Here is an 11,111-nt window from a genome sequence, read left to right on the forward strand (position 1 = left end):
GCGGTCATCCACATCGCTGCCGCAGCAGACCGGATCAAGCCCTAACAGGACCTAAAACAGATTTGCCACAAGGCAATAAAGTCTGAACTTGCGTGTTGTGCACAATGTCATGAGTTAAATCGTAGTAATGTGGAGACAATTGTTCTTACAAATAAGCGGCTGCGCTATCCATTGCATGGATTGTATGGGATGTAGTGCAATACAATCTTGTCGAATATATGGAAGCCGCCACGCATGTCAGCCTATCCTTATCTGGCACACTGGAAAGAAGAAATCAGTCAAAGCCCGAATGCCATTTACCTGACACTTGCTGATGCCTTGGCTCTTTCCATCCGGAGAGGTGATTTGCGGGAAGGGGATAAACTTCCCCCGCAAAGAACGATTGCAGATTATCTTGGTACCAACCTGACAACTGTAACGCGTGCATTTACCGAGGCAAGGCGTCGTGGTCTCATTGATGCAACCGTAGGGCGGGGAACCTTTGTGCGCGTCGGTGCCGGTGAAAGCCATTGGCGCCATACCGGACCTGCGGTGGTTGATCTTACCATGAATCTGCCGCCTATTCCTCAGGATCCACCGCTCCAGCGTATTATTCAGAGTGATATCTCCGCTATCTTGAAGCAACAGGATTTGAATAGTCTCATGTCCTACAGGGTAACTGGGGGCACGATTGAGGAGCGTCAGCTTGGCGTAAAATGGATAGCACCTGTTATCGGTCAGCGGCGCATAGAAGAAGTTCTGGTTTCTCCCGGTGCGCAAAGCGCATTAGCAGCAATCGTCAGCACGCATACCCAACCAGGAGACGTGATTGTAACGGACCGTGTTGCCTACCCAGGGATCCGAACCATTGCAGCGCAATTTGATCTTATTCTGGTTGGTGTAGACAGTGATGCTGAAGGCATGATGCCAGATCAGCTAGACCGAGTGTGTTCGCAACATCATCCACGACTACTCTACTGTATTCCTACCATTCATAATCCGACTACAGCGACAATGTCACTGCAAAGGCGCAAGGATATTCTAGCAGTGGCGCAGCGTCATCATGTGCACATTGCCGAAGACGATCCTTACAGCCTGTTGACGGATGAGCCACTGCCAGCGTTGGCAGCTCTGGATCATAGTCGGGTCAGTTATATTGCTACGCTTGCCAAAACATTGAGCCCAGGCCTGCGCACAGCCTACGTCGCCTTGCCGAATGCAGATATGACCCGGCGTGTGACAGCTGCCATTCGGGCGATCGCTCTGACAAATGCAGGTTTATTGAGCGCGCTTACTGCGCGGTGGATGCAAACGGGACAAGCGGAAACGATTCTTCATGCCATCCGCAAAGAACTTCGTCTGCGGCAATCCATTGCGCGAAAGGTTCTAGGGGAAGGACACTGCATGAATCCGAACGGTCCACATGTCTGGCTGAAATTGCCTGACTGGTGGGGCAGTGCGGACTTTGTCGCTTATGCACGCCGACGTGGTCTTGCTCTGGTCCCCAGCACAGTTTTTACAATCAGCGGTGAGCCACCACAGCGCGCGCGTATCGCGCTTGGCAGCGCACCAGATGCAGCAAGTCTTGAAGAATCTTTAAATGGTGTGGTGTCCGTTCTTCAGCATAAGCGTTCTCCCGGTTTCGCCGATATTGTATGACATGGTTTTGGGTTTGGGACTCAACGGACTCATTTGATTTCGTTGAGTCTCGCCTGAATGTCCGAAAAACAAAAAAGTGCATCATTCACGAATGCGTGATTAAAAAATAACGATAAAACAGATAGTTACGAGCGTCATTTGGAATTGTATGTCTTGAATATTATTTTTGTATGTTTCTGTATGCCTTTGTAAGGCAATAAACTGTTAAACTTGTTTTATTTGTACTTATTTCTAAGTGCATACAATATTTTGTCATTTGGTTATCTCGTGTCACGTTCACTTCGGCACAGCGGTCAGTTCCGGTTTCTGGCTGGAGATCGCATCACACGGGAGAGATATCATGCCAAAAGTCGAACATGCACCATATCAGGATGGTGATTGCTTCGTTAATTATGAAAACAAGGTTTTTGAAGACGTCAAAGCCAAACCAGGCGAAAAAGCTCTTATTACTTTTCATACCGTCGCCAATGAAGGTTCGGTTGGGTTTGTAAATCTGCTTCAGGCCACACGTCTGATCCGCAAAGGCTTTGAAACATCAGTTCTGCTGTACGGACCAGGTGTTACTCTTGGCGTGCAGCGCGGTTTCCCACGTCTGGGTGATGAAGCCTTTCCTGGGCACATGAACTGCAACAAGCAGATTGCAAAAATTATTGAAGAAGGCGGCAAAGTCTATGCCTGCCGTTTCGCGCTTCAGGCGCTCTACGGATACGGTGAGCAGAACCTGATCCCAGGCATCACGCCGATCAATCCGCAAGACGTGCTCGACATTATCCTCCTTGCGCGTCGTGACAACGCTTGCATCCTCAATACCTGGACTCTCTAAAGGCCAAAGGAAGGACCGCAAGCCATGTCACGTATCGTTCGCGCTGCTGCCATCCAGATCAGTCCCGTCCTCGGCGATGACGGTTTGGGGACAGCCCGGAAAGTCTGTCAGGCCATCCGTGAAGCCGCCGAAAAAGGTGTGAAGCTGGCGGTCTTTCCTGAAACCTTCGTGCCCTATTACCCCTATTTCTCGTTCATCCAGCCAGCTTTCCGTTTCGGCGGCGAACATCTGGAACTTTATGAACGCGCCGTCATCATTCCTGGTCCGGTGACGGACATGGTTGCCGAAACCGCACGTGATACCGGCATGGTCGTCGTGCTGGGCGTGAATGAGCGGGATTTTGGCACACTCTATAACACGCAGATCGTCTTCGACGCGACAGGTGAGATCCTTCTCAAGCGTCGCAAGATCACCCCAACTTATCATGAGCGCATGGTCTGGGGGCAGGGTGACGGGTCAGGGCTCAAAGTGGTGGAAAGTGCAGCTGGCCGCATCGGGGCATTGGCCTGCTGGGAGCATTACAATCCCTTGGCGCGCTACGCGCTGATGACCCAGCATGAAGAAATCCACTGCGCCCAGTTTCCCGGTTCACTGGTGGGGCAGATCTTCGCCGATCAGATGGAAGTCACCATCCGTCATCACGCTCTGGAATCCGGCTGTTTCGTCGTGAATGCCACGGGTTGGCTGACGGAAGATCAGATCAAGGATATTGCGCGAGACCCTGCACTTGAAGGGCCGCTGCGAGGAGGCTGCTTTACCGCCATCGTCTCTCCCGAAGGTAAGCTTCTGGCCCCGCCTTTGACGGAAGGTGAGGGGATGGTGATTGCCGATCTTGATTTCGCTCTTATCACCAAGCGCAAACGGATGATGGACTCTGTAGGGCATTATGCACGGCCTGAACTGCTTAGTCTGCTTCAGGATCGGCGGCCTGCCCGTACCGTTCATTACGTTGGTGAAGCCGATCCGGTTTCCACATCTACAGATGAGGCTGCGTCATGACCATTCCGACGCTCGGTACACTTTCTGGTCGCAAGCTCGTTACCGATCTCCAGTCCTTCGGACTGCAGATCGGCGAGCAGACTGGCGGCATTGCCCGCAAGGGAGGCGCTGGTCCTTCGGATCACAAGACGATCACCATTGCGGGCCAGACCGTCATGGTTCCGGTCTATACGTCTGGCGCGCAGCATTCACCGTTTCAGGCCAGCCCGCCAGACCAGCACGGGACGAGCATGCTGCTATGCGATGGGCGGGCAGTAGGTACGATCCATTTCCCGGCTGCCCCGCGCTTTTACGGGCTGAGCACGGCAGACGGTATTCCCTACTGGAAGATCGCGCTACTGCATGGCCGTGACACGCTGGCGACCACGGTGCACCAGACCTGCATCCGCTATGCCGACCGGCGCACATCCTGCCAGTTTTGCGCCATTGGCCAATCGCTGGAGGCGGACCGGACGATCGCTTACAAGACACCGGCGCAGCTTGCCGAAGTTGCCAAAGCTGCTGTGGAACTGGACGGCGTGCGCGACATGGTGCTGACGACCGGCACGCCCAATGTGGTTGATCGGGGTGCTGCCGTGCTGGCGGAGTCAGCGCGTGCCATCAAGGCGGCGGTGGATCTGCCGCTTCAGGTTCAGTGCGAGCCGCCACGTGATCACGGCTGGTTCCAGCGTTTGCGGGAAGCCGGAGCCGATAGTCTGGGTATGCATCTCGAAGCTGCCACGCAGGCAGTGCGTGAGAAGATCATGCCGGGCAAGGCCACGGTCAGCGTCGATCGCTACATGGACGCTTTCGCCAGCGCCGTGCCGATCTTCGGTCGTGGGCAGGTCAATACCTACATTCTGGCCGGTCTTGGCGACAGCCCCGAGGACATTCTTGCTCTCGCCGAGCGTCTGATTGCGCTCGGGGTCTATCCCTTCGTGGTGCCGTTTGTGCCCATTTCCGGCACCCCACTGGAAAATCATGTCCCGCCTTCAGCCGAGTTTATGAAATCCGTGCTGGCACCGCTTGGGCGGATGCTCCGGGAAGCGAACATGAAATCCACCGATATCCGGGCCGGGTGTGGACGTTGTGGCGCCTGTTCCTCGCTTTCGGCGTACGAACAATGAGCACGATCCTCGAAGGCATGGAAGATCGGCCGTTCATTCCGACGGAATATGTTGTGCGCCTTGCCCGCACGCCATGGGAGCGTGCCGGTTATCATGCGCTCCGCCGTGAAGTGTTCTGCAGTGAACAGCATGTTTTTGCAGAGGATGACCGCGACGCGATTGATGAGGGCGCCATTCCCATCATTGCCGCCTGCTGCATGGCGGGGATGCCGGACCGGATCGTGGGAGCAGTGCGCATTCACGAAGCAGAGCCCGGTGTGTGGCGCGGTTCCCGGTTGGCCGTGCATGCTGATCACCGCAAGCTGGGGCGGATCGGGGCGGAACTCATCCGCATGGCCGTCAGTACGGCACACGGTCTGGGGGCTACACGGTTTTTGGCCCAGGTGCAGGAACAGAATGTGCTGTTTTTCCGTCGCCTGCACTGGAAAAGTCTCGGCGTCATTACGCTGCATGGCCTGCCGCATCACGACATGGAGGCTGATCTGTCACGCTATCCGGCGCACGGTCTCGATCAGACCTGGCTGCTGCGTCCGCAACCCCGGATACGACAGGTGGCATGATGGCACATGAGCTCACCACACTCCTGCGCACGCTTCGTATGGGGCGCTCTCTTGCGGCTAAGCAGGATATTGCAGAAGTTAGCGCGATTTTAGGGACAGGTGCCAAAGCTATCCGTCTTGGGGATGACTGCGCCGCGATCCCGGATGGCGATGGCTATCTCCTGCTGGCCAGCGAGGGCTTTCAGGACAGCTTTGTCCGCTCAATGCCGTGGTTTGCCGGGTATTGCGGCGCGATGGTCAATGTCAGCGACATCGCTGCGATGGGCGGCCGTCCCGTGGCGGTGGTGGATGCGTTGTGGAGCGATACGTCCGAGGCGGCCGCGTCCATCCTGACGGGTCTCCATGACGGTGCGAACACCTACGGTGTGCCGGTTGTTGGTGGACACACCAACATGCGCAGTACCCATAATTCGCTCTCAGTGGCAATCCTTGGTCGTGCCCGTCATCTGCTAACCAGCTTCGACGCCCAACCGGGCGAGGTGCTGATCGCAGCCATTGATCTGCGCGGTCGCTGGCACGATCCGCATCCGTTCTGGGATGCCAGTTCCGGGCTGTGCGGCACAGAGGGAGCGGCCCGGTTGCGTGGGGACATCGAACTTCTGCCCACTATTGCCGAAGATGGCCTGAGTCGTGCTGCCAAGGACATCAGCATGGCCGGTCTGCTGGGGACCGCTCTCATGCTGGCCGAATGTTCAGGCATCGGCATGACCATTATGCTCGATGACATTCCACGGCCTGAGGATGCTCCGATGGAGCGCTGGCTGTCTGCATTCCCAAGCTACGGATACCTGCTGACAGCGCGTCCCGAAGATGCCCACGCGATCATGGCCCGGTTTCGTGGACGTGGCATTACTGCTTCTGTCATCGGGCGGTGTGAGAGCACGCAGCGGCTGGATGTCATATGGGCGGACGAGAAAGAAACCTTCTGGGATCTCGCCCGGTCCTCACTCATGGGATTTGCGCCATGAGTCTGTCCATTGGCATTCTGACCCATTCGACCAATCCGCGTGGCGGCGTGGTGCACGGCATGGCGCTAGCGGAAACTCTGTGTGACGCGGGCCACGACGCAACGCTGATCGCACCGGACGTGACAGGATCGGGTTTCTTCCGCAAACCCCGTTGCGCAACCTGGTGCATCCCAGCCGCGTCTGTACCTGATCTGCCGACACTGGTGGAGCGTCGTATTGGCGAAATCAGAGACGCATTGCGCGGACAGCATTTTGACGTGCTGCATGCGCAGGATCCGATCAGCGCCAATGCTTTGGCCGATCTGGTGCAGGAAGGGCGGATACCGGGCTTTGCCCGCACGGTCCACCATCTTGACCATTTCACGCACCCGGTCCTTGCCGCGCGGCAGGAACGGGGGATCAGGGCGGCGGCCGAACTGTTTACCGTCAGCACAATGTGGGAAGATGTCCTCCGCAACGGCCATGACCGCGAAGCTCCGGTCGTGGGCAATGGGGTTGATCCCGTGCACTTTTCGCCCGTAGCAACCGCGCACGATGCCGCGTTGCGAGCGCGGTATCATCTGCCTGCCGGTCAGCACCTGATCCTGTCCGTGGGCGGGATCGAGCAGCGCAAGAACACGCTGCACTTGCTCGACGCATTTCTGGCCCTTCGTCGCGAACAGCCTGATGTGCATCTGATTGTGGCAGGCGGGGCCTCGCTGCTGGATCATTCTGCCTACCGCACCCGATTCATGGCGCGTCTGCGCGAAAGCGGTGCGGCCGATCATGTCACCATCACCGGGCCAGTTGCGGATGAAGACATGCCTTCATTCTACCGGCAGGCGGACGTGTTGGCCTATCCATCCGTAACCGAGGGGTTCGGACTGTGCCCTCTGGAAGCCCTGGCTTGTGGAATCCCCGTGGTGGTGCCAGCCGCACCACCTTTCACGGAACATTTTTCGGCAACAGATGCGCTGTGGTGCCAACCGGCGCACCCCGACACCTTGTTCATAGCGTTGCGCGACGCCCTGCGCGTCGAAAGCCGTGACCATTTCCGGCTCAGCGGCCCTGCAACAGCCCGCCGTTTCGACTGGGACAGCGTCGCCAGTCGGCATCTCCCCGCATATCGGCGTCTCGCAGCATTGCAGCACGCTGACGTCCCGGCTTCAGGAGTTTTGTCACCATGCCCGAAATGACCTTTCGCGTGCGTTGGCCCGATGGGAACGAGACCGACTGTTACTCCCCATCGCTGGTCATAAGGGACCACTTCACACCCGGTCAGGATTATCCGGTCCGGGAGTTTCTTGAAAAGGCGGACACGGCTCTGACCCAGGCGAGCGAACGGGTTCGTGCCCGTTACGGCTTTCCGTGCAGTCGCGCCCTTGGCCAGCTGCACGTCATTCAGCAGAGTAGTGCTCCTTTCCTTAATCGACCCGATGCGCAGGTGCGCGTCCTGTCTTTCAGATACTGAGACGAAAAGAACGACCATGACACAGAACGAAAAAAGCATTCCTGTTATCATCGTGGGCGGCGGACAGGCTGGGCTCTCCCTGAGCTGGTATCTCTGTCGCGAAAAAGTGGATCATATCGTTTTTGAATCCAAGACCGCCTGTCACTCATGGGACGATGAGCGCTGGGACAACTTCTGCCTGGTCACACCGAATTGGCAATGTGAACTTCCCGGCCACCCATACAAGGGAAAAGATCCACACGGCTTCATGGTGAAGCAGGAAATCATTGAATACGTCAAAGGCTTTGTTAACTCGTTCAATCCCCCGCTGCGTGAACACACAGCCGTCACCTCCATCACACGTCATGAGGCCGGTGGCTATCGTGTGGTGGCGGGCGGTGAGACCTGGCACACAAAGCATGTGGTCATCGCCTCGGGAGCGTACCAGGATGCGGTGATCCCCGGATATGCGAGTGCTATCGATCCATCAATCTTTCAGGTTCACTCGCAGGATTACCGCAATGCGGCCCAGTTGCCTGAAGGGGCTGTCCTGGTCGTGGGCAGCGGTCAGTCCGGTGCACAGATCGTCGAGGACCTGTTCCTTGAAAAACGCAAGGTCCATCTGTGTGTCGGCTCCGCCCCGCGTGTCTCACGCTTTTACCGTGGCCGTGACGTTGTGGACTGGCTGGCGGATATGCACTTCTATGATTTGACGGTGGATAATCACCCCTTACGGGAAGGGGCGCGGGATAAGACCAACCATTATGTCACCGGCCGCAATGGGGGGCATGACCTTGATCTGCGTCTTTTTGCAAAAGAAGGGGTAGGATTGCATGGTACGCTTGAGACAATCCGTGATGAGGTTGCGCATTTTCTTCCAGATCTAAAGCAACATCTCGACGATGCGGACAAGACCAATGCAGACATCAAGAAATCCATTGATGCCTATATTGCTCGCGAAAACATCAATGCACCGACGGAAGCGCCTTACGTACCTGTCTGGCAACCTGATGGAAGCAACACGCCGCTCGATCTGAAGGCCGCTGGAATCACATCGATCGTCTGGTGCATCGGCTTCCGTCCGAACTACCGCTGGATCGATGTGCCCGTCTTCAACGGTGCTAACAAGCCGGTCTGGCATCGGGGCGTGACGGATGCGCCGGGCTTTTATTTTCTTGGTCTGCCATGGCTGCATACATGGGGCTCCGGGCGGTTTTCCGGCATTTCCCGTGATGCTGCGTGGCTGGCCAGCCAGATCACCGGCAAAGACGTGCCCATAGCCTGATCGGAGTATGCGCCATGCTTCCATGGACAACTTATGAAGCGATGTATGATGCGGCACTGAACCAGCCAGAGGAATTCTGGCTCAGTGCGGCGCAGCGTATCACATGGAAGCAGGAGCCTGCGATGGCCTGCCGGGAGCGAACAGACGGTTGGCATGACTGGTTCCCTGACGGCACGCTCAATACCTGCCACAATGCCGTAGACCGGCATGTGGAGAATGGTCGCGGTGAGCAGGTAGCGTTGATCTGGCATTCTTGCGCCACCAAGGAACAGCAGGTCGTGACCTATCGCGAACTGCAGGACAGGGTGGCCGGATTTGCCGGCGGCCTACGCCTGCTCGGAGTGGAGAAAGGCGACCGCGTTCTGATTGCCATGCCGACCATGATCGAGACAGCCATAGCTATGTTGGCATGTGCGCGGATAGGGGCTGTGCATGTTGTGGTTTTTGCCGGTTATGCCGGACCGGAGTTGGCACGACGGATTGATGATGTGGCTCCGAAAGTCATTATCATTGCCAGTTGCAGCTTTCAGGGACAGACGCCCATTCCGTCTGCCCCTGCTCTGAATGATGCACTTGCTTTGGCAGCGTACCGGCCACAGGCTTGCGTGATTGTGCAACGCGCAGCATGTCGGACATCATTGATGCCATTGCGGGATCATGATTTCCATACGCTGGAACAGTCCGCGCCTGTAGAGCCCGTCGTGCTACGCTCCGAAGATCCACTCTATATTCTTCACACATCTGGCACGACGGGGCACGCAAAAGGCATTGTGCGTGATAATGGCGGCCATGCTGTGGCTCTCGCCTTGTCCATGGACGTGATCTACGGCTGCGAACCCGGTGATACCTTCTTTACTACATCGGACCTTGGCTGGGTTGTTGGTCATTCCTATGGTGTTTATGCGCCGCTGATCAGCGGCTGTACCAGCGTAATCGTCGAAGGCGGTGCATCTACTTCCGCCATTCGCACGCTCTGTCATGAGCATGGAGTGAAATGCCTGTTTACCACGCCCACTCAGATGCGTCTCATGCGACAGGAGAGCCGTCATCTGTCAGAGGTGATCCTGCCCGCTCTTGCCCGTGTTTTCGTAGCTGGAGAGTATGCGGATCCGACGTTGCTGGAGTGGGCTCGATCCTACTTTCGCACACCTGTGGTCAATCACTGGTGGCAAACGGAAACGGGATGGAGCATCACCGCGCATTTCTTCGGTCTACCCGAACGTGAGCCAGTTTCTCTCATGAATGACATCGGGCGGCCTGCGCCGGGATTTCGTCCGGCCATCGTGCCCTCCATACCCGGTGAGCAGTGCGGGGAGGTCGTTCTTTCGCTGCCGTTACCGCCTGGGTGTCTCGCTGGAATATGGAAGAATGGGGCTATCCGTGTTCCGTCCGCTTATCTTGATGAAACGCGCAGGTATTACCGCACCTTCGATGAAGGCATGATTCAGGCCAACCGTGCAGTTCATATGCTCGGACGTTCCGATGATGTCATCAAGGTTGCAGGAAGGCGGATTTCCGGCGTGCAGATCGAAAAGATCATCGCCACCCATCCTGCCGTTCACGCGTGTGCCGTGGTCGCAATTCCAGATGAACTGAGAGGGCAGCGACCTATCGCTTATGTCGTTCCTGATTCCGAGGCGGAATGTATGCCTTCTTCCGAGGAAATCGTTGCGCGGATCAACGAGGTCCTCGGGCGTTGGGTTGGTCTGAAAGAAGTCCGCTTCGTCGGGCGATTGCCAACCACCGTATCCGGAAAAATTACGCGAAAACGCTTGCTGGTGTCCTAATGGTACCAACATGGCCTTCTGTGTAAGGGGCGACCAGATCTTAGATGGCCTGACCACCGGAGACTTCAATCCGTTGTGCATTCACCCAGCGATTGTCCTCGGAGAGCAGCGATGCGATCATGGGGCCGATATCGTCTGGCAGTCCTGGACGTCCAAGCGCGGTTACTTCCGCGATGTGGTGAGCAATCTCGGGGTTATCGCGTACCATACCTCCTGAGAAATCTGTCTGAATTGCACCTGGCGCTACTGTGTTAACAGCAATGCGGCGCGGTCCGAGTTCCTTGGCCATGTAATGCGTCATGACTTCCACGGCGCCTTTCATAGCAGCGTACGCAATCCAGCCAGGATAGGCAAAGCGTGTCAGTCCAGATGAGATGTTCACGATCCGGCCACCGTTCGCGATCAGCGGCAAAAGTGTCTGCGTCAGGAAAAATGGACCCTTGGCATGTATGCGGTAGGCAGCATCGACGCGGAAATCTCACAGAAGGGTTGTACATCGGGTTAGATTATGAAAAA

General features: G+C 56.6%; 10 protein-coding genes and 1 pseudogene. 10 read left to right on the top strand and 1 reads right to left on the bottom strand.

What is annotated here, in order from left to right; genetic code table 11:
- The first annotated feature begins 234 nt into the window (after positions 1-234).
- The 10 genes from APA10_RS08320 (at position 235) to APA10_RS08365 (ending at position 10,595) form a co-directional block, all read left to right on the top strand.
- Positions 235-1,638 carry an aminotransferase-like domain-containing protein gene (locus APA10_RS08320; protein ID WP_003630858.1) on the top strand — a complete coding sequence of 468 codons (1,404 nt, stop codon included), beginning with the start codon at positions 235-237 and terminating at the stop codon, positions 1,636-1,638.
- Positions 1,639-1,978: 340 nt separating this feature from the next.
- Positions 1,979-2,461, top strand: a complete 483-nt coding sequence (locus APA10_RS08325) for an MSMEG_0572/Sll0783 family nitrogen starvation response protein (protein WP_003630856.1) — start codon at positions 1,979-1,981, stop codon at positions 2,459-2,461.
- Between the two features lie 24 nt (positions 2,462-2,485).
- The gene (locus tag APA10_RS08330; protein WP_035366437.1) at positions 2,486-3,460 is read left to right on the top strand and encodes a Nit6803 family nitrilase; all 975 of its coding nucleotides are present in this window, start codon (positions 2,486-2,488) and stop codon (positions 3,458-3,460) included.
- Complete coding sequence (locus APA10_RS08335) at positions 3,457-4,566, top strand: MSMEG_0568 family radical SAM protein (protein ID WP_003630852.1); 1,110 nt, start codon at positions 3,457-3,459, stop codon at positions 4,564-4,566. Before APA10_RS08330 ends, APA10_RS08335 begins: the two co-directional genes overlap by 4 nt.
- Positions 4,563-5,126, top strand: coding sequence for an MSMEG_0567/Sll0786 family nitrogen starvation N-acetyltransferase (locus APA10_RS08340; RefSeq protein WP_035366436.1), 564 nt, complete (start codon positions 4,563-4,565; stop codon positions 5,124-5,126). Before APA10_RS08335 ends, APA10_RS08340 begins: the two co-directional genes overlap by 4 nt.
- On the top strand, positions 5,123-6,094 hold the full coding sequence (locus tag APA10_RS08345) for a sll0787 family AIR synthase-like protein (protein WP_003630850.1): 972 nt from the start codon (positions 5,123-5,125) through the stop codon (positions 6,092-6,094). The genes APA10_RS08340 and APA10_RS08345 overlap by 4 nt, the downstream gene beginning before the upstream one ends.
- Positions 6,091-7,269 (top strand): MSMEG_0565 family glycosyltransferase, encoded by a 1,179-nt coding sequence (locus tag APA10_RS08350; RefSeq protein WP_003630849.1) that lies wholly within the window; start codon positions 6,091-6,093, stop codon positions 7,267-7,269. Before APA10_RS08345 ends, APA10_RS08350 begins: the two co-directional genes overlap by 4 nt.
- Positions 7,257-7,544: an MSMEG_0570 family nitrogen starvation response protein gene (locus APA10_RS08355; protein WP_020936672.1), complete on the top strand. Its 288-nt coding sequence runs from the start codon at positions 7,257-7,259 to the stop codon at positions 7,542-7,544. The genes APA10_RS08350 and APA10_RS08355 overlap by 13 nt, the downstream gene beginning before the upstream one ends.
- 16 nt (positions 7,545-7,560) lie before the next feature.
- Positions 7,561-8,808: an MSMEG_0569 family flavin-dependent oxidoreductase gene (locus tag APA10_RS08360; protein WP_035366434.1), complete on the top strand. Its 1,248-nt coding sequence runs from the start codon at positions 7,561-7,563 to the stop codon at positions 8,806-8,808.
- Positions 8,809-8,822: 14 nt separating this feature from the next.
- Positions 8,823-10,595 carry an AMP-binding protein gene (locus tag APA10_RS08365; protein WP_003630847.1) on the top strand — a complete coding sequence of 591 codons (1,773 nt, stop codon included), beginning with the start codon at positions 8,823-8,825 and terminating at the stop codon, positions 10,593-10,595.
- Between the two features lie 40 nt (positions 10,596-10,635).
- On the opposite strand, the pseudogene APA10_RS08370 reads toward APA10_RS08365, so the two are convergent.
- A pseudogene (locus tag APA10_RS08370) lies at positions 10,636-11,061 on the bottom strand (SDR family NAD(P)-dependent oxidoreductase); the annotation flags it as partial.
- Between the last annotated feature and the right edge of the window lie 50 nt (positions 11,062-11,111).

It is taken from the genome of Acetobacter pasteurianus subsp. pasteurianus LMG 1262 = NBRC 106471 (genome assembly GCF_000285275.1).
Lineage (GTDB): Bacteria > Pseudomonadota > Alphaproteobacteria > Acetobacterales > Acetobacteraceae > Acetobacter > Acetobacter pasteurianus.

Excerpts from the sequence above, each read along its gene's own strand:
- APA10_RS08320 (WP_003630858.1), top strand. The coding sequence starts at position 235 with ATGTCAGCCTATCCTTATCTGGCACACTGGAAAGAAGAAATCAGTCAA.
- APA10_RS08325 (WP_003630856.1), top strand. The coding sequence starts at position 1,979 with ATGCCAAAAGTCGAACATGCACCATATCAGGATGGTGATTGCTTCGTT.
- APA10_RS08330 (WP_035366437.1), top strand. The coding sequence starts at position 2,486 with ATGTCACGTATCGTTCGCGCTGCTGCCATCCAGATCAGTCCCGTCCTC.
- APA10_RS08335 (WP_003630852.1), top strand. The coding sequence starts at position 3,457 with ATGACCATTCCGACGCTCGGTACACTTTCTGGTCGCAAGCTCGTTACC.
- APA10_RS08340 (WP_035366436.1), top strand. The coding sequence starts at position 4,563 with ATGAGCACGATCCTCGAAGGCATGGAAGATCGGCCGTTCATTCCGACG.
- APA10_RS08345 (WP_003630850.1), top strand. The coding sequence starts at position 5,123 with ATGATGGCACATGAGCTCACCACACTCCTGCGCACGCTTCGTATGGGG.
- APA10_RS08350 (WP_003630849.1), top strand. The coding sequence starts at position 6,091 with ATGAGTCTGTCCATTGGCATTCTGACCCATTCGACCAATCCGCGTGGC.
- APA10_RS08355 (WP_020936672.1), top strand. The coding sequence starts at position 7,257 with ATGCCCGAAATGACCTTTCGCGTGCGTTGGCCCGATGGGAACGAGACC.
- APA10_RS08360 (WP_035366434.1), top strand. The coding sequence starts at position 7,561 with ATGACACAGAACGAAAAAAGCATTCCTGTTATCATCGTGGGCGGCGGA.
- APA10_RS08365 (WP_003630847.1), top strand. The coding sequence starts at position 8,823 with ATGCTTCCATGGACAACTTATGAAGCGATGTATGATGCGGCACTGAAC.